This is a genomic window from Cupriavidus cauae, assembly GCF_008632125.1.
Lineage (GTDB): Bacteria > Pseudomonadota > Gammaproteobacteria > Burkholderiales > Burkholderiaceae > Cupriavidus > Cupriavidus cauae.
Genome location: NZ_VWRN01000035.1, coordinates 226,978 through 252,874, shown reverse-complemented (window position 1 = coordinate 252,874; position 25,897 = coordinate 226,978). Strand labels below are relative to the sequence as shown.

Annotated in this window: 25 protein-coding genes; 9 read left to right on the top strand and 16 right to left on the bottom strand. The window is 62.9% G+C overall.

Features of this window, described 5'->3' with window-relative positions; all coding sequences use genetic code 11:
• Positions 1-5: 5 nt before the first annotated feature.
• The 4 genes from F1599_RS14695 to F1599_RS14680 all read left to right on the top strand — a co-directional run bounded on the left by F1599_RS14695 (position 6) and on the right by F1599_RS14680 (position 5,111).
• Entirely contained in the window at positions 6-932 is a 927-nt protein-coding gene (locus F1599_RS14695; RefSeq protein WP_150083540.1) for an ABC transporter permease, read from the top strand.
• Complete coding sequence (locus F1599_RS14690; RefSeq protein ID WP_150083539.1) at positions 925-2,001, top strand: ABC transporter ATP-binding protein; 1,077 nt, start codon at positions 925-927, stop codon at positions 1,999-2,001. The genes F1599_RS14695 and F1599_RS14690 overlap by 8 nt, the downstream gene beginning before the upstream one ends.
• Positions 1,998-2,858, top strand: coding sequence for a phosphodiesterase (locus tag F1599_RS14685; protein ID WP_150083538.1), 861 nt, complete (start codon positions 1,998-2,000; stop codon positions 2,856-2,858). Before F1599_RS14690 ends, F1599_RS14685 begins: the two co-directional genes overlap by 4 nt.
• 693 nt (positions 2,859-3,551) lie before the next feature.
• A complete protein-coding gene (locus F1599_RS14680; protein ID WP_150083537.1) occupies positions 3,552-5,111 on the top strand; it encodes an SIR2 family protein in 1,560 nt (519 codons plus the stop codon).
• Positions 5,112-5,336: 225 nt separating this feature from the next.
• On the opposite strand, the gene F1599_RS14675 is transcribed toward F1599_RS14680, so the two are convergent.
• Both F1599_RS14675 and F1599_RS26255 read right to left on the bottom strand, forming a co-directional pair.
• Positions 5,337-5,672, bottom strand: coding sequence for a hypothetical protein (locus F1599_RS14675; RefSeq protein ID WP_150083536.1), 336 nt, complete (start codon positions 5,670-5,672; stop codon positions 5,337-5,339).
• 105 nt (positions 5,673-5,777) lie between these two features.
• On the bottom strand, positions 5,778-6,959 hold the full coding sequence (locus F1599_RS26255) for an HNH endonuclease signature motif containing protein (RefSeq protein ID WP_223819648.1): 1,182 nt from the start codon (positions 6,957-6,959) through the stop codon (positions 5,778-5,780).
• A 534-nt stretch (positions 6,960-7,493) separates the two neighbouring features.
• Between F1599_RS26255 and F1599_RS14665 the strand changes: the two genes are divergently transcribed.
• On the top strand, positions 7,494-8,183 hold the full coding sequence (locus tag F1599_RS14665; RefSeq protein ID WP_223819647.1) for a sce7726 family protein: 690 nt from the start codon (positions 7,494-7,496) through the stop codon (positions 8,181-8,183).
• Here the strand turns inward: F1599_RS14665 and F1599_RS14660 are convergent.
• The 4 genes from F1599_RS14660 to F1599_RS14645 form a co-directional block, all read right to left on the bottom strand.
• Positions 8,133-9,212 carry a beta family protein gene (locus tag F1599_RS14660; protein ID WP_150083535.1) on the bottom strand — a complete coding sequence of 360 codons (1,080 nt, stop codon included), beginning with the start codon at positions 9,210-9,212 and terminating at the stop codon, positions 8,133-8,135. The two genes, F1599_RS14665 and F1599_RS14660, sit on opposite strands and share 51 nt — an antisense overlap.
• Positions 9,209-10,054, bottom strand: a complete 846-nt coding sequence (locus tag F1599_RS14655) for an ImmA/IrrE family metallo-endopeptidase (RefSeq protein WP_150083534.1) — start codon at positions 10,052-10,054, stop codon at positions 9,209-9,211. Before F1599_RS14655 ends, F1599_RS14660 begins: the two co-directional genes overlap by 4 nt.
• The gene (locus tag F1599_RS14650; protein WP_150083533.1) at positions 10,047-10,613 is read right to left on the bottom strand and encodes a GNAT family protein; all 567 of its coding nucleotides are present in this window, start codon (positions 10,611-10,613) and stop codon (positions 10,047-10,049) included. The genes F1599_RS14655 and F1599_RS14650 overlap by 8 nt, the downstream gene beginning before the upstream one ends.
• Positions 10,614-11,099: 486 nt before the next feature.
• Positions 11,100-12,251, bottom strand: coding sequence for a citrate/2-methylcitrate synthase (locus F1599_RS14645; RefSeq protein ID WP_150083532.1), 1,152 nt, complete (start codon positions 12,249-12,251; stop codon positions 11,100-11,102).
• 119 nt (positions 12,252-12,370) lie between these two features.
• On the opposite strand from F1599_RS14645, the gene F1599_RS14640 reads away from it, so the two are divergent.
• The 4 genes from F1599_RS14640 to F1599_RS14625 all read left to right on the top strand — a co-directional run bounded on the left by F1599_RS14640 (position 12,371) and on the right by F1599_RS14625 (position 16,889).
• Positions 12,371-13,324, top strand: coding sequence for a 2-hydroxyacid dehydrogenase (locus tag F1599_RS14640; RefSeq protein WP_150083531.1), 954 nt, complete (start codon positions 12,371-12,373; stop codon positions 13,322-13,324).
• 236 nt (positions 13,325-13,560) lie between these two features.
• Positions 13,561-14,319 (top strand): SDR family oxidoreductase, encoded by a 759-nt coding sequence (locus F1599_RS14635; RefSeq protein WP_150083530.1) that lies wholly within the window; start codon positions 13,561-13,563, stop codon positions 14,317-14,319.
• Positions 14,320-14,511: 192 nt separating this feature from the next.
• Positions 14,512-15,492 carry a Bug family tripartite tricarboxylate transporter substrate binding protein gene (locus F1599_RS14630; RefSeq protein ID WP_150083529.1) on the top strand — a complete coding sequence of 327 codons (981 nt, stop codon included), beginning with the start codon at positions 14,512-14,514 and terminating at the stop codon, positions 15,490-15,492.
• Positions 15,493-15,656: 164 nt separating this feature from the next.
• Positions 15,657-16,889 (top strand): methyl-accepting chemotaxis protein, encoded by a 1,233-nt coding sequence (locus F1599_RS14625; protein ID WP_190286359.1) that lies wholly within the window; start codon positions 15,657-15,659, stop codon positions 16,887-16,889.
• 96 nt (positions 16,890-16,985) lie between these two features.
• Here the strand turns inward: F1599_RS14625 and F1599_RS14620 are convergent, their stop codons facing one another.
• From F1599_RS14620 to F1599_RS14575, 10 genes are all read right to left on the bottom strand, one after another.
• Positions 16,986-18,053 (bottom strand): ABC transporter ATP-binding protein, encoded by a 1,068-nt coding sequence (locus tag F1599_RS14620; protein WP_150083528.1) that lies wholly within the window; start codon positions 18,051-18,053, stop codon positions 16,986-16,988.
• 33 nt (positions 18,054-18,086) lie between these two features.
• On the bottom strand, positions 18,087-18,989 hold the full coding sequence (locus F1599_RS14615; RefSeq protein ID WP_150083527.1) for a carbohydrate ABC transporter permease: 903 nt from the start codon (positions 18,987-18,989) through the stop codon (positions 18,087-18,089).
• On the bottom strand, positions 18,973-19,905 hold the full coding sequence (locus tag F1599_RS14610; RefSeq protein WP_150083526.1) for a carbohydrate ABC transporter permease: 933 nt from the start codon (positions 19,903-19,905) through the stop codon (positions 18,973-18,975). Before F1599_RS14610 ends, F1599_RS14615 begins: the two co-directional genes overlap by 17 nt.
• Positions 19,905-21,311, bottom strand: coding sequence for an ABC transporter substrate-binding protein (locus tag F1599_RS14605; RefSeq protein WP_223819646.1), 1,407 nt, complete (start codon positions 21,309-21,311; stop codon positions 19,905-19,907). Before F1599_RS14605 ends, F1599_RS14610 begins: the two co-directional genes overlap by 1 nt.
• A 26-nt stretch (positions 21,312-21,337) precedes the next feature.
• Positions 21,338-22,267, bottom strand: coding sequence for a TauD/TfdA dioxygenase family protein (locus F1599_RS14600; protein ID WP_150083525.1), 930 nt, complete (start codon positions 22,265-22,267; stop codon positions 21,338-21,340).
• 92 nt (positions 22,268-22,359) lie between these two features.
• Positions 22,360-22,767 (bottom strand): cupin domain-containing protein, encoded by a 408-nt coding sequence (locus F1599_RS14595; RefSeq protein WP_150083524.1) that lies wholly within the window; start codon positions 22,765-22,767, stop codon positions 22,360-22,362.
• A 4-nt stretch (positions 22,768-22,771) separates the two neighbouring features.
• Positions 22,772-23,251, bottom strand: a complete 480-nt coding sequence (locus tag F1599_RS14590) for a carboxymuconolactone decarboxylase family protein (RefSeq protein ID WP_150083523.1) — start codon at positions 23,249-23,251, stop codon at positions 22,772-22,774.
• Positions 23,252-23,416: 165 nt separating this feature from the next.
• A complete protein-coding gene (locus F1599_RS14585; RefSeq protein ID WP_150083522.1) occupies positions 23,417-23,917 on the bottom strand; it encodes an Ohr family peroxiredoxin in 501 nt (166 codons plus the stop codon).
• A 13-nt stretch (positions 23,918-23,930) separates the two neighbouring features.
• Positions 23,931-24,683 carry an SDR family oxidoreductase gene (locus F1599_RS14580; RefSeq protein ID WP_149318252.1) on the bottom strand — a complete coding sequence of 251 codons (753 nt, stop codon included), beginning with the start codon at positions 24,681-24,683 and terminating at the stop codon, positions 23,931-23,933.
• A 215-nt stretch (positions 24,684-24,898) separates the two neighbouring features.
• Positions 24,899-25,870: a GlxA family transcriptional regulator gene (locus F1599_RS14575; protein ID WP_223819645.1), complete on the bottom strand. Its 972-nt coding sequence runs from the start codon at positions 25,868-25,870 to the stop codon at positions 24,899-24,901.
• Positions 25,871-25,897: the final 27 nt, after the last annotated feature.

The window sequence follows — 25,897 nt, the reverse complement described above, 5'->3', positions numbered from 1 at the left end:
CCCGCATGAATTCCGTCCGTCGTGGCTACGCCTATTGGGCGCAATTGGCACTGACGCTCGCCGTTTGCGCCTTCATGACCGTACCCGTGGCGCTCTCCGTGCTGGCGGGCCTGACCAACAATATCTTCGTCGGGCTGGAGAGCGGCCTGACCACGCGGTGGGTCCAGGAGGTGTGGGGCCTGTACCGCAACACCATCTTCCTGTCGCTCGGCATTGCGCTGGCGTGCCTGGGCTGCACGCTGGTGCTCGGCGTTCCGGCCGCCTACTACATGGCGCTGCGCCGCAGCCGCCTGACCCGGCTGATCGAAGAGTTGCTGATGTTGCCGGTGGCGATCCCCGGCCTGGCGACGGCGCTCGGCCTGATCCTGCTGTATGGCGGACTGCCTTGGTTGCGCACCAGTTGGGTCTTTATCCTGATCGGGCATGTCCTGTTCACCCTGCCCTTCATGGTCCGGTCGGTATTGGCCATCATGTCCGCCATCGACATCCGCACGCTGGAAGACGCGGCCGCAAGCCTTGGCGCCACGCGCATGCAGCGATTCTTCACGGTGGTGCTGCCCAATTGCCGGCAAGGCATTCTCGCCGGCGCACTGATGGTCGTGACGCTGTCGGTCGGCGAGTTCAACCTGACCTGGATGCTCCATACCCCGACCACGCAGACGCTGCCGGTCGGACTCGCCGACAGCTATGCCTCGATGCGGCTGGAGATCGGCTCCGCCTACACCATCGTGTTTTTCCTGATGATCATCCCGCTGCTGGTGGTGATGCAAATGGTGTCCGCAATGGGTGCGCGCGCCCGGCGACATCCGGAGCAGGACACGCCCGTGCCGTTCGCCGGCACGGTCACCACTTCGCTGAATCCACCTGTCGGCCCGGATAGCGCGCCGCAGTCCCAGCCCCAGCCCCAAACGGAGGCCCCCCGCCATGCATGAGCCCACCACCATCGCACTGCGCCACTGCGGCAAGACGTTCCCCGACGGCACGCGTGCGCTCGAACCGCTGGACCTGGACATCGGCGCCGGCGAAACCGTCGTACTGCTCGGCCCATCGGGCTGCGGCAAGACCACCACGCTTCGCATGATCGCGGGCCTGGAATTTCCCGATGCGGGTGGCGAGGTGCTGTTCGGCGGTGCCCCGGTCACGCATCTGCCGATCGAGCAGCGTGGCGTCGGCATGGTGTTCCAGAACTATGCCCTCTTCCCCAATATGACAGTCGCCGAGAACATCGGCTACGGCCTGCGCGTGCGCAAGGTCGATGCGCAGACCCGCCGACGGCGCGTCGACGACATGCTGGCCATGATGCAGTTGGGCGCCTTCGCCAATCGGCGGGTCGACCAGCTTTCCGGGGGCCAGCGCCAACGCGTGGCCCTGGCGCGCGCCATTGCCGTGCAGCCGCGCGTATTGCTGCTGGACGAACCGCTGACCGCGCTCGATGCCAAGCTGCGCGACGCACTGCGCGCCGATATCAACCGCTTGCTGCGCAGCCTGCGCATCACGACCGTCTATGTCACGCACGACCAGGCGGAGGCGATGGCGCTGGGCGATCGCATCATCGTGATGGACAAGGGACGCATCGCGCAAAGCGGCACGCCGCAGGAGGTCTACCGGAATCCGGCCAACGCCTTCGTCGCGGACTTCATCGGCACCATGAACCGCTTGCCGGCAGCTGCGGCCGACCACGTGTGGCGCGTGCCGGGAGGCGCGCTGCCGCGTGAGGCGAAACACATCGAGATCGCACAGGCCGAGCTGATGTTCCGGCCGGAAGACGTGTCGCTGACCGACGCGCCCGGCGCGCCCGATGTCCATGTGACCGGCAGCGTCGTCACCGCCCTGTTCCTGGGCCATGCGACCAGGCTGCTGGTCGACGTGGGCGCCCCTGCGCCGATCGTGCTCGATACCGCGCGACGCGACCGCTGGGCGGCCGGCGACCGCGTCGGCCTGCGCATCGATACCAGCCATCTGGTGACGGTTCCCGCTGAGGCGGCACGGAGCGCGGCATGATGCAGACCGCTTCCCAGGCCACGCCCTACCTCGTCGCCCACATCACGGACCTGCATATCAAGGCCGGCGGCAAGCTGTCCTACCGCCGCGTCGATACCGCGGACGCGCTGCGCCAATGCATCGATACGCTGTTGGCGCTGCCCCAACGTCCCGACATTGCGGTGGTGACCGGAGACCTGGTCGACTTCGGCAGCGAGGACGAATATCGCTTCCTGCGGGGGATTCTGGAAGCCCTGCCAATCCCGGTGCGGCTGATGCCCGGTAACCACGACAGCCGGGACGCACTGCGTCGCGTATTCGCCGATCATGCCTATCTATTTGCTGCCGGCGATGGCGACTCACCCGTGCACTACCGCATCGACGCCGGGCCGCTGACGCTGATCGCCTTCGACTGCACCGTGCCGCGCCACAGCGGCGGACGCGTGGACCCGGATGCGCTGCCATGGCTGGAAGCCGCGCTGGCTGTCGCCCCGGAACGCCCTACGCTGCTGATGCTGCATCACCCCCCCTTCCACACGGGCATCGGCCATATGGACCAGCAGGGCCTGGAGAACGCCGCGCTGCTCGAAGCCGTGGTCCGGCGCCATCCGCAGATCGAGCGCGTGCTATGCGGCCATCTGCATCGGCATATCACCCGGCGCTTTGGCGGCACCATCGCCATGACCGCGCCCGGCCCGGCGCATCAGGTGGCACTGGACCTCGATCCGCAGGCGGCTTCGCGGTTTCGGATGGAACCGCCGGGGTTTCTGCTGCACTGGTGGCATCCGGTGCATGGGCTGGTTACCCATGCGGCGCCGATTGGGGATCATGGGCCGGTGTATCCGTTTTTTGATGAGGGGGGGAGGTTGATTGATTGAGGGGATAGGGGCAACGGAGGCGATCGGTGCAAGCGGTTTGCGGCTTCTCGGAACAACTTTTCAGGTCGCGAGCAGTACTTGGTTTGCACGGGACATTGCCCGCTATCGGCCATCAGCAGACATGGCATCCCTCTCTGTCACATTGCCGCCCTTTGCCTCGCAATCATGAGACATTACGACACTATTGAATTTATGACAAACGCACTCTCATGATCGCCGCATGCGGAATCCAGCCCTCCGAAAGTGGGGAATGCTGCTGAGACACAACATGCAGCTCGACCCTCTCGGCATAGGTCCGAGGCTTTAGGCCTGGGATTTCGCGAGAGTACAATAGCCCCGAACCAATCATGCTGGCGGTAATGGCAAAAAATTGTGCATAGAATGGAGGAGCTCGTCATCGCGCTCGCACGAGATACGCACGATCAGCAGGACCTGAGACCCTTTTCTCGTTTGTAAACTGCGACAGCACGCCTGACACGGCATTCATGTACAAAGACGCACTAACGATCCTTGTGGCCGAACGGGATATTGTCGTGCGATCGCTCGACGGCAAGGGGCGGTGCCGATCGCGGTACATCTCTGATACCGATTTGGTGTGCACACCAAATCTGTTCCACCTACACCTAAGGTGCGGTTGTGCGCAGACCGCACGGATTCAAGCCTCTACCAGCAGTAACGGACTTACAAGGCACCATGACGATCGCAGACTCCCTTTCGCAGTTGCTCAAATCACACAGTTCAGGCCCCTTTCTCTTCGCGGGCTCCGGCCTATCGCGGCGCTATCTTGGTTTGGAAGACTGGGATGGACTGCTGCGCAGGTTCTGTCAACATATCAAACCCTACGAGTATTACCTGTCTTCCGCCGACGGCAATCTCGCAACAGTGGCGGGCTTGATGGCCGATGACTTCCATGAGGTCTGGTGGAGTCATCCAGACTATCAACAGAGCCGGGAAAGGCACCAAACTAAAATTGCCGATCGTACTGGACCGCTACGCGTAGAGATTTGCGACTATCTAAAGAGCGTCAAGCTTGCTGATCACGCCAAAGGTCAGTATGGAGATGAAGTAGCAGCTCTAAGTCGCCTGAACGTAGATGGGATCATCACCACGAATTGGGATACGTTTCTGCAGTCACTATTTCCGGACTATAGGGTGTATGTCGGCCAGGACGAATTACTCTTTTCCAACCCGCAGTCGATCGGCGAAATTTACAAGATTCATGGTTGCGTCAATACGCCTCGCAGTCTAGTTCTCACGCAGCACGACTATCATGATTTCAACGAGCGAAATGCGTATCTCGCGGCGAAACTGATCACCATTTTTGTCGAGCATCCCGTGATCTTCATGGGCTACTCTCTGAACGACGACAACATCATCGCTTTGCTTCGCGCGATCTGCGCCTGCATCGGCCAGGACAAGCTCCAGCAACTTAACAACAACCTAATCTTCGTACAGCGCTCGAAAGATGGCAAGGACACGATGTCTCCGACGATGATCGCCCTGGACAAGGTACAGATACCCATCACGCTGATCCGGGCGACATCGTTCGTAGGGGTGTACGAAGCAATCGAGTCAACCAAACGGAAGATCCCGGCGCGCGTCCTGAGATATTGCAAGGAGCAGCTCTACGAACTGGTGAAGACCACCGACCCTCATGGAAAACTCGTCGTGGTGGACGTGGATAGCGTCGAAGGCAAGGAAGACATCGAATTCGTGGTCGGCATCGGAGTGGCCGCCGAAAGGCAAGAACAGGAACGTGTTCAACTGGGCGACGTCGGTTATACAGCAATTTCCACCGTCGACATCTACAGCGACTTGATACACCGGGATAAGGGGTACGAGGCAGAACGCGTATTGCGCGAAACACTGCCGCGACTTTCCAGAAGCCTAAAATTCCTGCCGATATTCTTCTTACTGCGAGCAGCCGGCGTCAACAATTCTGAACAGTATCGGGCATCGGGCTTTGATGCCGACAAGTATGTCAACCTGTCGCCGATCGACTTTCAAACCAAAGCACTGAGCAAGGGATTTCGCCGGAACTATCGCGGCCTATCTGTTCCCGAGATGATCGGAAGGCTTACGCCGGAAATCGTCGCGCAATATTTGCCTTTCGTACAATGGACACGCGACGACTATCCGGAAATTCAGAAGTTCCTGGCGGAACATTCGGACCGATTCGCCACGGGCGCCTACTCTACGGCGTTTCGCAAGCTGGCTTGTCTCTACGATCGTGCGATGTATGGTTGGGAATGAACGCTTTGCGGAAGCGCTCGACGAAGGCTTCCGCGGCGCGAATAACAGTAGCGGGAAGGGATTGGCTTCAGCGCATTGAACGACCAGATCAAATGCACGTCACCGGAGCTTGAAACACAATTCGCGCCGGCGTGCCGGAAGCATTCCTTTGTATCAAGACGCAAATGGCGAAGTACCGTCGCACGTCTATGATATTTGCTGAACGCGGTTTGCTTTTTTGGAACATCAAGCGCCCTGCCAGTTGCTCGCAGGCTCGGTCGAACTCTGGATGCGCATGGCAAAAGATGGGACGAATACAGTTCCGCCCTTGGCTGCGAAAGCCATTGACGGTCGATTGCACAAACGCTCAGTACGATGGGGTTTCCAGAAAGATCGCACTTTCTCCTGCTCTAATTGGCGTAATAATTTACTAGACAACGAGTTTTTCCCATGATCCAAAGTATAAGATGTGCTGTCGATTTTGATCGACAGACAGGTGACGCTCATTATCGTAGAGTCGGATGGGAAGAACAAAGGAAAATATTCCTGCAAATAATGCAGGACGCACTGAAAAGTCTCCATCAGACGATGCAACAAAATGAAGGAAGTGCTTCGGGTCAGGAGTCGCCGCTGACTCTGGTAGGATCAGCGGATAGTGTTGGGGTCCGCCACCAGCGTTTGCATTACCTAGAGTCTGAGAGCGACCTCGCAGCCCTCAAGATCTTGGTAGTGGTGTAACACGCGTGGGCTGAAACAGGCAATCCCGTCCGATAAGTCCAGCAGTCCCTGGTCATAGAGTGTGTGCAAGTCTCGTCGAAGCAAGATGCCGTCCGCGGCCCTATTATGCCCCGCCCGCCAATCACGGCCGACCAGGTGGGCAGCTTCAAGGGCCTCGGGAACGTCGCAACGTGAAACCGCACACCGCCCCCGAAAGGCCAAAAATACCGCCTTCCGGAATGCCGCTTGCTGTTGCCGAACCTCGACGCTCATGAACCGAGCGACACCTTCTTCAAGCCCATCGTCGTTGACTTCACCAGCTCGCAGCATGATGCCATTGTCCGCTTCGCCCTGCGGTACGGCGGGCACGGCTTTGGGCTCGGTGGACGACCAGTATGCGTAGCAGCGCTCGCGCTCGGCCTCATCGTCCGTGATACCGAAGACCTCCTTGAATTCCTTGGAGCATCGTCCGGTATCCTTGTCTACGACCAGTGCAGTGATCACCGGCTCGTTTGTGGCAACGCACGCTTGACCGAGCTTCTTCAGGCTCGTGAACAGTGTTCCGTACCACAAATCGAATCGCTGCATCAACTCGGCATATTTCACCGGCTTGCGACTCCTGGCAACGTTGATCAGCCACTCCCTCATGCACGGAAGTTTTTCGCTGACTGTGGCGGATGACAGCCCCGACTCCAGTTGCTTGTCTATGGGGAACGGGCCGCTGCACGGAGTGGTCCGGTGGGTTGCTGCATCGATCTGGAAATCGCGAGCGTCCAGAACCCTCGAGTAGCGGGCATAGAATGTACCCTCGTCATCCACCTCGAGGGAGGCGATGGCAAATAGAGCATCCCTGTACGACTTGATGGACCGATCTGGCGAACTTGGATCAACGGCTGTCGCTATCACCGTGTAGGCCGCAACATCGCCACGCCATATCGCCTTTAGATGCTGTACGCGTTCATCAAGGCCTGCCGATACGCTCTCCACTAATGTCCTTTGATGGAGCACGGCGACGCGCCGCTCACGAACGTTACACTGGTCTGCCCAAGTTCGAAGGACGATCTTGTGGTCCTTTTCAGCGCCCCATGACCAGCGTCCGTTGTAGAGAGGCATGCCGATCTCTTCGAAAAAGCGATTGATTGATCTGTTCATTCACTAGGATCCGCAGCGTGTAATCACATCGAGTAGTGCGCCTTGAGATGCGCAGGCAGATGCACAAAGTTCGCGGCCGGCCGGGGCTAGCAAACGAGACTGATGTGCTCAAATACGTCGGCCGGAGGGTAGACCGACTATGGGCTCATTACCATTGAATCGACCTCTGCGTTCCCCAACAAGCACCAACGCCTCGCCCGGCGTTTGCCGGCCAATAGCAGTAGTTTGCATACGCCAGAAGCGGAAATTCAACCATCGACCCTCCAACCTAGAAGTCATGACGGTTTTGCGACTTTTTAGCGCGATTGAGGGCTCCGTATACTTCGCGGCCGTAAATTCGGCAACTCACCAACGCATCGGAGAATCCCGCCGCCGCGCACAGCCGGCCGCGGCATTGCTTGGGGGGCTACTCGTGCGATGGCTTTTTCCAGGCCGCCCAAGAACCTGCCCTCGTCCCAGGAGTCGGAGCTCCAACGTGCTAACATCACCGCCGCGCGAAGCTTGACCCCGTATGGCCGCCCCCCAATGATCACCATGACTGCCAATTCCGTGTCGCCGCATCCGCGCGAAACCGTTCGCGCCACCGCCCTGATTGCGCCGAGGCCAGCATCGGTGACTCCGCCCCCCCTGGTGCTTCGCGACCGCGAGATTCGGGAAGCGTTGCGTCTGCACTTGGCGCGTCGCATACCCGCCCCGGCTCGGGTGATCGAAGAACTTGGCGTGCATAATGGCAACGCCAAGGCCGATCTGGTGGCCATCTATCGAGAAATGCATTGCTTTGAAATCAAAGGTGCGACCGACAGCATACGGCGCCTGATTCGGCAGGCCAGCTATTTCGATCAGACCTTTCCCAAGGTGACCCTCGTCACGACTGAGAACCACCTGACTTGGTGTCTACGTTACCTGCCGGTCTACTGGGGCATCATGGTAGCCACGCGCAAGCAGCAGGGCATCGCACTACGATATGTCCGAGCCGCACTGAGCAGCCCCCGTTTCGCGAAGCAGAAGGCGCTGATGATGCTGTGGAAGGCAGAATTGACCAGCATTGCTACGGACACCGCGAAGATCCCGGTGAAGCGCGCCTACACGCGCGAGGATCTAGCCATCCATTTAAGCCGGGCGCTAGACAAACGCCTCACTCTCGCATCAATCCAAGACGCGATCCGGAGCCGCTCAGGGGAGGAGTACATCACCGAGGTAGGTGATATGACTGGCGAGCGTTGACTTCACCCACGAGCCGGCATTGCCGGCCTTGGCTGGTCGCTTCGCACTGCTGGCGCTGCGATCGTAAATGTACTGGTCGCCAAAGGAATAAGACGCACCCCGAAAGAAGGGTTGCCGCTGGATCAGGTCGGCGATCTCGAAATACTGTCCATTCCCCAACGGATGAGCCTTGAATGAGATGCCTCGTACTGCAAGCATACTGTCGCCATGCGGATAGAAGGCGCGAGGTGTAGAGATAGTCCGCAGCAGTTCCGGCTGCAGTTCGACGTCCGAATACTCAGGACTGACGACACCGTAGTCGCCAAATCGAACGTCATGCATGGCTGCCTCCGCCACGAGATGGCGCCACAGATGGTATTCAAGCCGAGGAACCATCTTCGCACCGCCTGTTTCAATTAGCTCACTAATATTCGACGGGATTGAAGAGCCTGTTACCACAAAGGTGTGCGCGTAAAATTCGGCGCGGAAATTCTTGAGGAACTCTGCTATACGCGTCGCGGCCGTTGCATAGTCCGTCAGTACGCGCGCATCGACAATAACGTCAATACGCTGTGCTTTACAGCGCGTCAGTTCGCCCCACAAGCCCACAAGCTTTCGCTTGAGCAGAGTCCAGCTTTCGATATCCTCCAGTTGGAGGCGTACGCCGACCGGCCCTCCGACTTCCAGGAGATACTCAAAAGCGGCGGGGTTATGATCTACGTGGCGATCCAGCGCGATAATTGGTATCGCTCGAAAGGGCTTGAACGTCGCGAGGATATAGCGATACTGCGGTGTACCTTCCAACTCCAGATCATCGTCAAGATCAAAATTATCGATGTAGAATGGGAATGTACCAATGCGCTCGCATAGACTCGTCATCTTGGTCAACCCAATTCGAACGCGGTCTAGAATCTCGTCCGCATTCTGGTTCTTGCTAGTGCGCGGCACATCAAAACAAGGACAAATCTTCGCTCGCGTGTCGTCAGAGAGCGTCCCCACGCCGAGGATTTCGTTCTGTTTAAGTTTGAGGAACGGAAAATAGACACTCATCCTTGGAGCCCCAGTTCATGGGCGACGTCGATCGATTGGACCAAGTCGCTGTACATGGTGTAATTTTTTTCGCGGTACCGCAGTAGTCCCGCCGCAACCGCGACATGAACGTCGGCTTGCCTTGCGTATTCCACTAAGTGGCTACGCGAATCTCGCTGCAACACCATCTTTCGCCAGATGTTGCGCGGCACCAGAGTATCCATGGCCAGCCGATTGGCCGCGACTTCCACTTCCCCATCATCCTCTTCCTCCAAATCGTCCAGGATCGGCGTCGACAGATGATCGTAGTGCAGGCAGATGTGGGCCATCTCATGCATCAACGTGAACCAAAAGTTGTCGTAGCGGTTATAGCGCAGACTCAGGCCGATCACGGGAGTGCCGCTGTTGAGCGTCAGTACGCAGCCATCCGTACGCATCGCCGGAAACGCTCGCTCTACTACGAGGATGACCCCATATTGCTCGGCGAGAATGGTAGGCAAGCGGCGCAGATTGCGCACATCAGTGCTATAGGTAGCGAGCCGACGAAGGTCGTCGTCGCTGGGTGGACGAAATGGCTCGACCGTTCGCGTCAACGCCGCCGCGCGGGCCGTGTTCTTGACGATAGACAGCCAGGCGGCAGTGAGGAAAGGATTGGCGCGCGGATTCTGGCGAAACAGCGCGGGGCTTTCTTCGCCCGCCGTGATAGCCGTTCTTAGCAAAAAGGCCGACTCCGATTCGCTAGCGCCCTTCCGCGCGGCAATGTCCTTCGACTTGAGATGGCGTTTGAGTTGACCGTAGAGTTCAAAGATTCGATACGTTGAAGATGCGGCTGCCGGGTAAACCGAGAAATCGTCGTCAAGCATAAGCACGCTCCAGCACCGCCCTGGCGCAGACTTCGCTGGCTTCAAAATAGCGAAGTCCCTCCTTATTAGCGTCGCAATCGTATGGCGTCATGCCGAGCCGCGAATAGTAACTCTCGGCGGTGGGTAGAGCGTGCAGCGAAAAACCGGGGCGGTAACCCAATACGCGCACGGCATGGTCAACCGCATAGGTGATCAGGATGTGGCCGATGTTCGAAAACCGGCGTTTGTACCCGGGACGATTTCGGTTCCAGTACGCCGCGGCGATATAGTCAATGTAGAATATCTTTTCGCCATCTTCGCGACTAGGCTTCGGGTGAAAAATGATGCAGACACCTTGGACCTTGTCCTCGGCCATCAGATAGAACCACTGGTAATCGTTCGTCGCAGCGTGGTGGGCCTTGTTGAGCCAATTCCAGTGCAAGTCTACGAGGTTGTATTCCGCCACTGCCGAATCAAACTCGTCTTGACTGGTGAATCCGGTCGGAAAGCGCTCACACAATACGTTAAAGGCTTCAGCCTTGGCGGCCGACCAGTCCGCTTCCAGCGTCAACGTGAGCATGCGATCCAAGCCTGTCCGGATGACATAGGGCACGTTGTTGGCCGTATGGTTGCACAGTAGCTGACCGTTCCCCGAGCAAATTGGCGTCATTCGCGTGTTTTCATTCCTGCATTGCGTTCTTCAAGCACAGACATCGCCGCAGGTTTTATGGACTATTAGCGATGCCGAGCATCGCATAAAATTATGGGCAGCCGTACCCTACTTCTGTAGGAGAATAGCCTCACTGCCTTTCTCGCGGGAACCGACCACAGCGGGACCCCGCATCTGCTACTTCGCCGTCCCGCAAACATGACAGCGCCAATCGAAAACCTTAGCCTTGCGCCTTGCACCGCAGTTCGAATGTATGTAACGACAACTCCGCTAAGAAGCTGTGGTGGAGTTTGCGAGCGATGCCATGACGCGATGCGCCTGCGCAGAATTCCATGGGCCGCATGACTGCCCTTTTTGATACACGCGCAGCCGGTCATGCTCGCCTCTTGCAATGCCTCATATTTCCCCCACCCTCCCCGGCACCACCCCCACATACCGCCCCCGCGGCCGTATCACCTGCCCCACTCCCAATTGCTCCAGGCTATGCGCCAGCAGTCCAATGCTGCGCGCCGTAGCAAACATCGCGAAAGCAGCATCTTCCGGCAACCCGTAATGAATAACCATCGCCGCCAACGCGACGTCGATATTGGGCTGCAGCCCCGTCAGCCTAGTCGCCTTCTCGATAAAGCGCGCTATCGCTTCCGGCGGCTCGAACATTGCCAACAACGCTGCGGCCCGCGGATCGCCATCGGGATACAAGTGATGACCGAAACCGGGCAGAGGCAATCCCGTAGACAGATGATGTGCAATCACCTGTTCCTCGCCCTGCCGCTCCACTTCATCGAATAGCGCCTTGACGCGGCCCGAGGCGTCGCCGTGCAAGGGGCCGGAGAGCGTCGCAAGTCCCCCGAGCAGGCAGGCCGGCAGGGATGCGCCGGTGGATGCCGTGATACGGGCGGCAAAGGCCGAGCTCGTCAGCTCGTGGTCGATCAGAAGGACCATGGCCGTCCGCAAAAGCTCGGCCACGTGCGCCGGCTGTTTCCACCCTTGTGCAAAGCGCAGGTGCAACGGTTGCTGCCCCGGTTGCGCGCCGAACGCGTTGGCGAGTTGGCCGACCAGGCTTTGGCATTCGACATGCAGGACCCTTGTCATGCGCCCATGCGTGGAGTGGCCGGTGGCGGCCAGCGTGGCGAGGGTCTTGAATGCCGCTACACGTCCGGGATTGGCGACTCGGGCCGAGCATGAGAAGTCCACCGGCTGCTGCGCGTCCCACAGCAATTGCGCCACGTCCTCAAGCGTGGCCGAGCCAGCGAGGGTCACCGCGTCCTGCCCTCGGTAGTACAGCCGCTCGCGCACGAAGGTGGAAAGCGCGGTCGGGATGCTGGGTTCCGCGCCGAACAGCGTATTGGTTGCGAGGGTCTCGTGCTTGCGGCCGGCCTGCTTGCGTTTGGCAAGCCCGGCGACGTCCTCCGCGCGGTACAGGCTGCGGCGCGTGTCGGCCGGGTCGGTCATGACTTCGAGCTTGCCGCGGCTGACGTAGGCGTAGATCGTCTGCGGTCGCACGCCGAGCTGTCGGCATGCCTCGTCCATCGAAATCCAGGAGCTCATGGTCGTGGTGGGAATGTTATATGTTGATTTTATAGATCAATATTGCCATCACGATCAAGTATTACCTACTATGCCGTCAACGTTCAACGCCTCGCTCAAACACCAACACGCTGACGCACATGAAGCCGCAGATCCTGCAACTGAATCCGATCCTGATCCCCGCGATCAATGACGAGCTCGCCTCGCTATACACCGTCCACAAGTACTTCGAGATCGCCGATCAGGCGGCGTGGTTGCGGGAGTACGGGCCTTCCATTCAGGCCGTCATCACCGGCGGGCACACCGGGATTTCGCGGGCGATGCTGGAGCAGTTGCCTGCGCTGAAGGTGGTGGCCATCAATGGCGTGGGCACCGATGCGGTGGACCTCGAATATTGTCGTGGCCGCAATCTGCCCGTTACCGCGACCCTCGGTGCGCTGACCGAGGATGTCGCCGATCTCGCGATCGGTTTGCTGATCGCGGCCTGTCGCAATATCTGCGCGGGGGACCGTTTCGTGCGCGATGGCCAGTGGGAGCTGTATCCGCAGCCCAGCGCGATTCCGCTTGCCCGCCGCTTCAGCGGCATGAATGTCGGCATCGTCGGCATGGGGCGTGTCGGCCGGGCGGTGGCGACGCGGGCGGCGGCCTTTGGCTGTCCGATCCGCTACACCGACCTGCGGCGCATGGAGGACGTGCCCCACGAGTTCGTGGCGGATCTTCGCGAGCTGGCGCGCCGCAGCGATGCGCTGGTGCTTTGCGCAGCGGCGGACAAGGCGGAGGGCATTGTCGATGCCGCAGTGCTCGATGCGCTGGGACCGCGCGGCTATCTCGTCAACGTGGCGCGTGGTCGGCTGGTCAATGAAGCCGACTTGGCCGAGGCCGTGGCGGCCGGCCGCATCGCGGGCGCGGGCCTGGATGTGTTCGTCGACGAGCCGCGCGTACCGCTGGCCTTGCGGGAATCCGATCGCACGACGCTGCAAGCCCATCGCGCGAGCGCGACCTGGGAGACCCGGACCGCGATGGCGCACATGGTGCTCGAAAGCGTGGCGCAGGCGCTGGCCGGCGGCCGGCCTACGATGAGCCTGACCACCTGAGCGCGAGGCAATCGGTCCCATGCCCCACCGCCCGGGCGCAGGGGCTCACGGGCTCACGGGCTCACGGGCTCACGGGCTCACGGGCTCACGGGCTCACGGGCGCATGGGCACATGGGCGCACGAACGAACGAACGCACGAGCACGCACGAGCACGCACGAGCACGCATGAGCACGCACGAGCACGCATGAGCACGCATGAGCCTTCCAGCCTCACACCCCATTAAGGAGACCCACCCTTGAACCCTTCACGAAAAATCGCCCTCGTCACCGGTGCCGGCAGCGGCGTTGGCCGCCTCAGCGCGATGGCATTGCTGGAGGACGGATGGACGGTGGTGCTGGCCGGCCGCCGCGCCGAACCGCTGCAAGCGCTGGCCGCCGAGGCTTCCGCGCGTGGACAGCATGCGATGCCCGTGCCTGCCGATGTCACCGACCCCGCCAGCGTGCAGGCCCTGTTCGACACCATCGAACAGGAATTCGGGCGGCTGGACCTGCTGTTCAACAACGCCGGCGTCAATGCCCCTGCCGTGCCGATGGACGAGCTGCCGCTAGACGCATGGTTCAACGTGATCAACACCAACGTCACCGGCGTCTACCTTTGCGCGCGAGCCGCCTTCGGATTGATGCGCCGGCAGTCGCCGCAGGGCGGACGCATCATCAATAACGGCTCCATCTCGGCGCACACACCGCGCCCCTACACGGCGCCCTACACCGCGAGCAAGCACGCCGTCACCGGCCTGACCAAGGCACTGGCGCTGGACGGCCGCGCGTTCAACATCGTGGCTGGCCAGATCGACATCGGCAACGCGCTGACGGAACTGTCCGAGCGGATGACGCGGGGCGTGCTGCAGGCCAATGGCACGACAGCGCCTGAGCCGATGATGGACGCCACGCACGTCGCCAATGCCGTGCGTCATATGGCATCGCTGCCGCTGGAGGCTAACGTGCTGACCATGACCGTCATGGCCAGTGCCATGCCTTTCGTCGGGCGCGGCTGATATCGATTAATCCGCCCCGGCTTCCCGGCTTCCCGGCTTCCCGGCTTCCCGGCTTCCCGACTTCCCGGCTTCCCGGCTTCCCGGCTTCCCCGCGCCCCGGCGTAACTGCGCCCCCGGCGTACCGGCATTCCGGCATTCCGGACGCCGCCCCAGAGTTGACACAACAGTTGACCAGAAACAGAGGAGACAACCATGCCTTTCACCAAGCTGATCACGACGGTAGCGATCCCTGCCGCGCTGATCATGGCCCCCAGCCTGTCGTCGGCAGAGACGCCGAAATACCCGACCCGCCCCGTCACCATCATCGTGCCCGCGCCGGCCGGCGGCGGCATCGATCTGATCGCCCGCGTGGTCGGAGAAAAGCTGGCGGTCAAGCTGGGGCAGCCCTTTATCGTCGAGAACCGTCCGGGTGCATCGAACAATCTCGGCACCGCGGTGCTGGCCAATGCGAAGCCGGATGGCTACACGATCGGCATCGTCGGTGGCAGCCACAACATCAATAAATACCTCTTCAAGAATCTCGGCTGGGATCCGGAAAAGAGCTTCGAGCCGATCGTCTATACCCACGTGATTCCGCTGGTGTTCGCGGTCAATTCGAAAATCCCCGCCAAGTCGATCCCGGAACTGGTCAATTGGATGAAGGCCAATCCGGGCGAGGCGAAGATCGCGACTTCAGGACGTGGCAGCGCCCAGGAGATGGCCGCGGAAATGTTCCGCATGGTCAGCGGGGCCAACATGCTGCTGATTCCGTACAAGGGCTCGTCCGCCGCGCACCCCGACCTGGTGGCCGGGCGCACCGTCCTCTTCATCGACACGATCAGCGCGATCCAGGAGCAGGTCAAGGCCGGTAACGTCCGCGCCCTCGCCGTTTCGACGCGGAACCGTTCCAAGGCCCTGCCCAATGTCCCGACCGCGGAAGAGCAAGGACTGAAGGGCTACGACGCCAACACCAATGGCGGCTTCCTGGCGCCCGCCGGCACGCCAAAAGAAATCGTTGCCAGGCTCAATACCGAGATCAATGCAGCATTGAAGCTGCCGGAGGTACGCGCCAAGCTCGAGGCGGCCGGGATCGAGGTCCAGGGCGGCACGCCGCAGGATTACGCCGCGCTGATCAAGTCCGACCTGGCGAAATGGGGGAAGGTGGTCAAGGAGGCCGGCATCCAGCAGGAATAGCGGCCATTAAAAAATTGGGCAATTCTTTGCCCGCCGGCCCTAAAGTTTTCCACCCCTCTGCCGTCAATCCGCGTTGAGCACAAAAAACCGGACCACGCAGTCCGGCCCGGCGAAGGCGTCCGCCTTTGGGCGCCAACCCACACCAAAGGGGAGCGGAGGCAGAAATGCATATCGGAAACTGGACCATCCGAGCGCGGCTCGGGGCATGTTTTGGCGCGGTGCTGCTGGTGCTGGCAATCGCGCTGGGAATGGGTGTCACGCAGTTGCGCGCCATCGGCGAGGCGGCCCATGCGGCCGATACCGCGGCCAGGGGCGCGGCCTCCCTGACCCAGCTGGATCAACAAATCACCACTACCACCGAATGGATGGCCGGCCTGGGCATCGCCGCCCTGCTGCTGGCGGTGGCAAGCGTCCATGCACTGTCCAAGGGCATTCAGCAGCCGCTGGCCGAAGCCGAGCTGATCGCCGAAACGGTGGCGGCGGGCGACCTCAGCCAGGAATTCGAGACCGAGCGCACCGGCCCCTTCGGCGCCCTGCTCGGCGGGCTCGGCCGGATGGAGGACATGCTGACCGACCTGATTACACGGATCAAGACGTCCACCGACTCGATCACCGAGGCGTCGCACCGGATCGCGGCCGGCAACACCGACCTGTCGCAGCGCACCGAGCAGCAGGCCGCGACGCTGCAGGAAACGGCGTCCAGCATGAGCGAGCTGACCGCGATGGTGCAGCAGAACACCGAGCGCGCCCGCGAGGCGAACCGCTTTGCGCAGTCGGCGTCGGGCATCGCCGAGCGCGGCGGCGAGGTGATGACCGCCGTGGTCGACACGATGCAGGCGATCGATACCAGCTCGAAGAAGGTCGCCGACATCGTCGACGTGATCCAGGGCATCGCCTTCCAGACCAATATCCTCGCGCTCAATGCCGCGGTCGAAGCGGCGCGCGCCGGCGAGCAGGGTCGCGGCTTCGCGGTGGTGGCCGGTGAAGTCCGCACGCTGGCCCAGCGCAGCGCCGCGGCGGCCCGCGAGATCAAGGACCTGATCGACGATTCCGTGCAGCAGGTCGGCAGCGGTTCGACGCTGGTCGGCAAGGCCGGTCAGACGATGCAGGAAATCGTCGGGGCCGTCCGTCATGTGACGACGCTGCTGGGCGAGATCGGTACCGCGTCCGAGCACCAGAGCAGCGGCATTGCCCAGGTCGCCGAGGCGGTCACGCAGATGGATACCGTGACGCAGCAGAATGCCGCGCTGGTCGAACAGGCCGCCGCCGCGTCGAACGCGCTGGCCGACGAGGCGCGCGAGCTGCAAAGCGTGGTGGCGCGATTCCGGCTGGAGGCCGGCCCTGCCCCGATGCCGGCGTCGCGCGAGCCCTCCCTGCAATTGGCGGCGGCTCGGTAACCGGCGACGTCACGCTATTGGGCCAGGCCCGGGTCCGCATTGCCGACCCGGACGGCCGATAACACGCAACGTCCGGCGCGGCCCCCGGTGCCGCCGTCAGTTCAGCCGCTGGCCCGACGCCGCATCGAACAGGTGGACATGCTCGACCCGAGGCGTCAGCTTCAGCGCGGTGCCGGGGCGAGCGTCCACGCGCTCCCGGAATGCCGCCACCACCTGATGGCGTCCGAGCCTGGCAGCGATCAGCGTTTCGGCGCCGGTCGGTTCGACCACCACGACCCCGGCTTCCAGCGTGCCGCCCGCCTCGAGCGCGAAATGCTCGGGCCGCACGCCATACAGGACCTCATGGCCATCCACTGCCTCCGGCAGACGATGGAGCGGCAGCCGCAGGCCATCGTCCGTCAGCACCGCCGGCGCGCCATGGCGTTGCACGCGCCCGCGGAAGAAGTTCATGGCCGGCGAGCCGATGAAGCCCGCGACAAAGGCATTGCGCGGGCGATCGTAGAGCTCCAGCGGCACGCCGGATTGTTCGACCACCCCATCCTTGAGCACGACGATGCGATCGGCCATCGTCATCGCCTCTACCTGATCGTGCGTGACGTACAGCGTGGTGGTCCCCAGCCGCTGGTGCAGCGCCTTGATCTCGGTGCGCATCTGCACGCGCAGCTTGGCGTCGAGGTTCGACAGCGGCTCGTCGAACAGGAAGGCTTCCGGCTGGCGCACGATCGCACGACCCATGGCCACGCGCTGGCGCTGCCCACCCGACAGGCGACGCGGCGTGCGGTCGAGTACGGCGGAAAGGCCAAGCGTTTCCGCCACGGCCTGCACGCGCCGCTCGATCTCCGCCTTGGGAAGACCCTGCAGCTTCAGCGAAAAGCCCAGGTTCTGCGCCACCGTCATATGCGGATACAGCGCGTAGTTCTGGAACACCATCGCGATATTGCGGTCGCGCGGCGCCACGTCGTTGATCAGCCGGTCGCCCAGCCGGATCTCGCCCGCCGTGATCGGCTCGAGGCCTGCCACCATACGCAGCAGCGTGGATTTTCCGCAGCCCGACGGGCCAACCAGCGCGACGAACTCGCCGTCGCGGATATCGATCGACAGGTTGTGGATGACCTCGGTGCTGCCGTATGCCTTGCGCACATGTCGGAGAGAGATGGAAGCCATGAGTCCTTCGGAATGGGAATTGCGGGCCCGCCGTCAGTCCTTGACGCCGCCGGCGGTCAGCCCCCGCACCAGGTATTTGCGCACCAGCAGCGTGAACGCCACCACCGGCAGCATCACCAGCGTGCCGCCCGCCGCGATCTTGGTCCATTCCCAGCCTTCGTATTGCAGGAAATTGACGATCGCGACCGGCGCGGTGACGGCATGGGTGCGGGTCAGGATCAGCGCATAGAAGAAGTCGTTCCACGAGAAGATGAAGCACAGCACGGCGGTGGCGGCCACGCCCGGCGCCGCGAGCGGCAGCGTGACGCGCCAGAACGCACTCCAGACACCGCAGCCATCGATCCACGCGGCCTCTTCCAGTGCGGCCGGTACCGCCTCGAAGAACCCCTGCATCAGCCAGATCACCACGGCCAGGTTGAAGGTCAGATAGACCAGGGCCAGTCCCCAGACGGTGTCGAGCAAGCCGATCCAGCGGTAGGCAAGAAAGAACGGGATCGTGAAGGCGATCGGCGGCGCCATCCGCGTGATCAGGATCCACAGCGCCACCCGGCCGCGCGCGCGGAAATGCCACCGCGTCAGCGCGTAGGCGGCCGGCACGCCGATCGCCAGCGACAGCACCGTGGACAGCGAGCTGACCAGCAGGCTGTTGGCGAACGAGCGGGCGAAGTTGCCTTGCAGCAGCGCGCGGAACGCCTCGAGCGTGGGCGTAAACAGCAGGCTGTCGTCGAACGCGCCCTCGGCCGGCCTGAACGCGATCTGCACCAGCCACAGGAACGGGAACATCAGCACCAGCAGCAACACGACTGCCAGCGCGACGCGGCCGTGGCGACGCAGCCAGGCCAACGGCCTTGCCCCCGATCGCCGCAACGCCGGCATATCGTGATCGCCGGCGCTGTCGCGGGACGGCAATCGCAGCGTGTCAGTCGTGGCGTTCATTCCCATCGCTCCCCTTGAACCGGCTAATCGACCAGCTGATGGCCAACACCGCCAGCAGCATCACCACGGCAATCGCGCTCGCATAACCCCAATACGAGAAATTGAACGCCTGGATAAAGCCGTAGAAATTGGTGACCTCCGTTACCGTGCCGGGTCCGCCATTGGTCAGCACATAGATCAGCGGAAACGCCTTGAAGCTGTCGATCAACCGGAACAGCGCGCACACCACCAGCACCGGCCGGATATAGGGCAGCACGATGTAGCGGAACAACTGCCAGCGGTTCGCGCCATCGATGCGCGCCGCTTCCAGCGGCTCGTCGGGGATCATCTGCAATGCCGCCAGCACCATCAGCATCGTGAACGGGAACCACTGCCAGGTCTCGGCAATGCTGATCGCCCACAGCGCGGTATCGGGATTGGCGATCAGCGATCGCAGCGGCAGGCCGATCTGCTCCAGCGCGCGATGCAGCGGACTGACGTCGGGCGTGTACAGGATCTTCCAGATCAGCGCGACGACGATCGGGGGCAGCACCATGGGGATCAGGAAGACCGAGCGAATCGCCGCCAGCACGCGGGAGTTCGCGTTCAGCAGCAGTGCGATGGCCAGGCCCAGGGCGAGCTGCAACGTCACGCTGGACAGCGACAGCCGCACCTGCACCCACAACGAGCCGATAAAGCGTGGATCGTCCAGCAGTTGCCTGTAGTTGACGAGGGGATCGTCGAAGCGGAACGTCCCTGCCGGGTCCACCAGGTTCAGCGGCGTCAGGCTGATCAGCAGCAATGCCGCGGCGGGCACGAGCGTGATGGCGCCCAGTATCAGCAGCGAAGGCGCGAGGCCGAACAGGAAGGCGCGCCGCCGTTCGGCTTCCCAGCCGCGTGGCGACGCGGCGTGCCGGATCGAAACGGAGCCCGCCATCAGACCGCCACACCCGCCCGCTTGAGCTCGGCGATGGCCGCTGCCTGCGCCTGCTTCATCGCGCCGGCCGCACTCTGCTGACCGGAAACGATCAGCTCGATCGCCTTGTTCAGCTGCTGATCGACCTGCGGATAGACCGAGACGGTGCGGTATTTCATATGCCCCTGCTTGCCGGACAGCTCGATGGAATCGGTGCACAGCTTCGCGATGTCATAGCCGTTGACGACCTGCCGCTTGCGGAACACGTCGGCGTCGATGTCCGAGCGGCGCGACGGCGAGCCATAGCCGGCGGCGACCGCCCGCCGCGTAATCGTCTTCGAGGTGGCCCAGACGATGAACTGCCAGGCCGCATCCTTGTTCTTGCTGCCGACCGGTATGCCATAGCCGTGCACCGCCGTCCCCGGGAAACGGCCCGCCGGCCCCTTCGGCACCAGGCCCCACGCGGCCGTTTGCGCGGCCTTGCTCGAGGCAGGATCGCCTACCTGCGACAGATATATCTGGCCCAGCGTGCTGAAATTGCTGCGGCCCGCCTTGAGCGCCTGCACGGCCTGGTCCGGCGTATACGAGACGGCGCCGTCGGGGCCGAACTCGCGCAGCAGGCGCGCGAAATAATCGGCCGCGGCAATCGCCTCCGGTGTATCCAGTGTGGGATACAGGTCGTCCGGCGCCTTGCGGAAGACGTCGCCGCCAAAGGCATGCAGATACGGCGGAAAGGTCCAGCCGTAGTGGTTGTCGGTGACGAAGCCGGCGACGCGCTCCTTGCGATTGACGGCTTTCAGCGTCCTGACCAGATCGTCGGTGGTATCCGGATAGGCGAGTCCCGCTGCCCTCACCAGATCGAAGCGCGACGAGGCGCTGATGGTCACCTCGGCGGTCCACGGCACGCCGTAGAGCTTGCCATCGCGGCCCGTCTCGGGCGCGCGGGCGCCGGGCAGGAAATCGTTGATATCGAAGTCGGCTGGCGTGCGGCCGGGATCCTTGATGAAATCGTCGAGCGGCGTCAGCCAACCCGATTGGATCCAGCGGCTCGAATAGATGAACGTCACGTTCACCACGTCGAAGCCCGAGCCCTTGGTCGACAGTTCCAGATCGACGCGCTGGTTGTAGACCGGAAACGACGGCGTGTCGAAGTTGACCTTGATGCCGGTCTGCGCCTCGAACTCGGGCAGCCATTGCCGCAGCAGCTTCTGGTATGGCGCGCTGAATGCGGAAACGTTGAGCACGACGCCGGCGTACTTCTTCGCGCCTTGCGCGAATGCCGGCGCCCCAAGCACGGCACCGGCACCCAGTGCCGCGCCGGCGCGCAGCACGCGGCGGCGGCCGATGTCAGGCGCCGTCGACGGCCGGTGGTCGGTGCGCAAGACAGGCGCAGTGGCGGAATCGTCAGACTCGATTGCAGTGGTCATGTCATGTCCTGATGCATTGGCATGAATCACTGCTGCGCGGCGGCAGTCAGGTCGACACTGCTGCGGCCGTCGACCCCGACCGGCACGTCGCCGCTGACGGTCACGCGCCGCACCACGCGGTGCTGGTCGCCGTAATCGTTGAGCGCATAGTGCTGCGTGGCGCGGTTGTCCCAGATCGCCACGTCGCCGGGCGACCAGCGCCAGCGCACGGTGTTCTCCAGCCGGACCACGCGCTGTTGCAGCACCTCGAGCAGATGGCGGGATTCGCTGGTGGAAAGCCGCGACAGCCGCTTGATGAAATGGCCCAGCAGCAGCGCGCGCTCGCCGGTTTCCGGGTGGACCCGCACGACGGGATGCTCGGCCTCGATGACCGTGCGCGTGAAGACGGCACGATACTTCTTGCGCCCCTCCGCCTCCTGCTCGCTCGCGCCGTGGTCGACGCGAGTCTCGGCGTAGTCGAAGTCGTTGCCGTGGACGGCCCACAGACGATCGGCGATCGCCTTCAGTTCTTCCGGCAGCGCGTCATAGGCGGCCACCGTGTTGGCCCACACGGTATCGCCGCCTACCGGCGGCAAAACCACGGCCCGCAGGATGCAGACCTTGGGCGGCGCGACCTTGAAGGTCACGTCGGTATGCCAGGAATCGGCGCGGCCGCCATGGCGCGAGTCGAGTTCGAGGAAGGTGGTGCCGTCGGGCGCGGGCACGGTGGGGTGCGATTCGATCTCGCCCCACAGCCGGCCGAACGCCTGGTGCGTGGCGTCGTCCAGATGCTGCTGCCCGCGCAGGAACAGCACGCGATGCCGCAGCAAGGCGGCCTTCAGCGCCTCCAGCGTGCTCGGGTCGAGCGAGCCGGACAGGCGCAATCCGCGCACTTCGGCCCCGATGCGGGGCGAAACCGGAACGATGTCCAGCTCGCTGGACGTGATGGCAGGACGATCCTGGATGACGGCGCTCATCGCTTCTCCGTGGCATGAATGGGACCAGACAATGGTATGGGTCCCATTCCGCCAGGAGAACGAAGCAAAACGTATGTCGATATGCGCGCGAACTACTTCACCGGCGTCAGAATCGGCGCGCCCTGCTTCTTGATCAGGAACACCACGAACTTGGCCGGCTGCGTCTTGCTGGCGTTGCGCCCGACGGTGTGGATGTCGTTCGGGCCCTCGTGGAAGGTGTCGCCGGCCTTGAGCGTGACCTCCTTGCCGCCCTTGACGCCCATCACGATGCTGCCCTCCAGCACATAGACGAAGCCGTGTGCGTCATGGCGATGCACGGGATCGGCGCCGCCCGGCGCGTAGTCGACGACGATCATCTCGACTTCCTTGCCGGGGTACTCGGGCAACGGCTGCGTCAGCAGCGGCTTGACCGAGACGCCTTCTCCGGCCGCGGTGGCGGGCTGCCCCATCATCATGGAGGACAGCAGCAGCGTTGCGGCAAAAGCAGTGACTGGCTTCATCGCATTACTCCAGGTTGGCCTTGTCGAGGCCGAACGCCTTGTCGGACGAGCCCGGCACGGTGCGGAACGCGACGTTCAGGCGGTTCCAGGAATTGATCGTGCCGACCAGGAAGGTCAGGTCCGACAGCTCCTTCTCGCTGTACTGGGTCCGCACGCGTTCGTAGATGTCGTCGGGCACGCCGTGGGCCGGGATATGGGTCAGCACCTCGGCCCACGCCAGCGCGGCGCGCTCGCGCGGCGAGAACAGCGTCGATTCGCGCCAGACGGCCAGATGATGCAGGCGCAGTTCGCGCTCGCCGTGGATCTTCGCCATCTTGATGTGCATGTCGACGCAGAAGCCGCAGCCGTTGAGCTGCGACGTGCGGATCTCGACGAGTTCGCGGATATGGGGCTCGATCGTCGTCTTCTGGAACATCGTGCCGAGTTCGATCAGCTTCCTGGACAGTTCCGGCGATTGCTGGAAATAGTTGAGGCGTTGGGTCATGGTGGCTCCTGGTGAGCGGAAATCAGTGTTGTCTTCACCGAGGCCGCATCGCGAATCGATGCGGCTCGGCTTGGATGGCATCGTAGGGTTGGGGCCGTTACCCCGGTAGTACCGCCAAGGTGCGCACGCTGTTGCCGCTTCGGCACCAATCGCGGATTCCCGTTCTCAAACCGACACGGTAATGACGGTGCGAATGCCTTCGCGCGCCATCTTGGCGTAGGGACAGAAGCGCTCGGTATGGCGAACGAGTTCTTCGGCGACCGGCTTGTCGACCCCCGGCATGCGGATATGGATCTCGGCAATCAAGGCGTAGCCGCCGTCGCTGGGATCGCGGCCGAACGAGACCTTGGCCGCGACCGTCATCGTGGGGACATCGATCTGCTCGCGCTGCGCCAGCAGGCTCAAGGCCCCGTGGAAGCACGCCGCGAAGCCAGCGGCAAAGAGTTGCTCGGGATTGGTGCCGCCGCCCGGGCCGCCGAGCGCCGCCGGCAACCTCAGTTCGAGATGCAGGTTGCCGTCATCGGACCGCGCGATACCGGAGGCGCGGCCGTGCCCGGACTCGCCTCCCGATACCGTCACGGTGGTCGTGTACAGCGTGGCAAAGTCGCGTCCGCGATATCGGTCGAGCAGCGTCAGCGGTGGCGGTTTGAGCCCCTTGTTTTCCATCGGGCCGCCGCGCCTAGTGGGCTCGAGATTGGCGCATCCAGTCTTCGAAGCCCACGCGTCCGAGATGCGCTTCGCCCTCCGGCACCAGCGTGCCCGTCTGCAGCTCGGCGCCGAAGTAGCGCGCGGCGGGATCGACCTGCACGGTCCGTGCATCGCCGATCGCCTTCAGATAGCGCTGCACGAGGTCGCTCATCTTGAACTGCTCCGGACCGGCAATCTCGACGATGCCGTTCGCCGGCGCGGCCAGCGCGCGCTCGGCCACGGCCTGCGCGACGTCGTCCGACGAAATCGGCTGGATCAGCGCCGACGACAGCCGGATCGCGTCGCCCTGCGCCGCGGATTGCACGATGCCGCCGAGAAACTCCATGAACTGGGTCGAGCGGACGATCGTGTAAGGCACGCCGGACTGGCGGATCAGCGCCTCCTGCGCGATCTTGGCGCGGAAGTAGCCGCTCTGCTGCAGCTTGTCGGTGCCCACCACCGACAGCGCGACGTGGTGCGCCACGCCCGCTTCCTTCTCGGCAACGGCGAGATTACGCCCCGAGGTCTCGAAGAAATGCAGGACCGCCGCGTCCTCGAACGACGGCGAATTGGCGAGATCGACTACCACCTTCGCGCCCGCCAGGGCCTCCGCCAGGCCTTCGCCGGTCAGCGCGTTGACGCCGGTCTGCGGTGCGGCGGCAATCACGTCATGGCCCTGCGCCGACAGTCTCGCCACGACCTTCTTGCCGATCAGGCCGGTCCCGCCAATGACAACGATCTTCATGATGCGTCTCCCTGCTGTGTGTGGAGTGAGTGGAAATGGAACAGCTCCACCTCATGCTAGGGGTCGCGGGAGTTGAGCACCAGACCGAAGCGCGGACCACGGTGTTTCCCGTTTGGCACCAATCGCGCGGGCAGCAGGCATCCCGACCGCACTGCCTGTCGCGGCGGCGGGACGCGGGACGGAAATCGCAGGATGGCTCGAAGGCGATGCGCGGATCAGCGATTGACCCGCAGCCGGTATTCGCTGGGCGAGAGCCCGAAGTGCCTCTGGAAGGCGACCCGCATGCGCTCCTCGCTGCCGAAGCCGCATTCGCGCGCGATCTGGTCGACCGGCTTGTCCATGTCCTGCAGCAGGCCGCGCGCTGCTTCCATGCGGAAGTGCTCGACCCCCTTGGCGGGCGTGCGTCCGGTCTTTTCCTTGTAGACCCGCGCGAAGTTGCGCGGACTCATGCCGACGCGATCGGCCAGTTGCTCGACGGACAGGTCTTCGCGGGACAGATTCTGGACGATCCACAAATGCAGCGTCTCGAACAGCGGTACCTGGCGGCTCTGCGTGATCAGGATCTCGCTGAGCTGTGGCTGTGCGCCTGGGCGCTTCATATAGACCGCGAGTTCCTTGGCGACATTGAGGGCGACCTCGTGGCCGCAATCGGCCTCCACCATGGCGAGCGCCAGATCGATGCCGGTGGTGACGCCGGCCGAGGTCCACAGATTCTGCTGCTGCACGAAGATCGCATCGGCATCCAGGTCGACCGTCGGGAACATCTCGTGAAACCGCTGCAGCATCGCCCAATGCGTGGTGGCCCGCTTGCCATCGAGCAGCCCGGCGTGGGCCAGCAGGAACGCCCCGCTGCAGACAGAGGCCGTGCGACGGACCCTGGCGGAGGCCATGCCCAGCCATTCGATCAGCGATCCGGAGTCGATGGCGACCTGGAGAATGTACGGCGAGCCCGGCACGATCACGGTGTCGACCTCGCGCAGGTCCAGGGTATCGAGCGCCACGGTCTGCATCGCCGTGCCCTCCACCGCCGCGACCGCCCCGCCGGACTCGCTGGCGACATGGCAGCGATAGCCCGGCATGCCGCGCTCGTGGGCGTAATGGGATGCGGCCCAGAACACCGTCTGCGGGCCGGCGAAATCGAGCAGGCTGACCTCGGGATACAGCACGAACACGACATTGCGCGGCATGGGTTCAATGGGCGCGGAGGCGGAGGG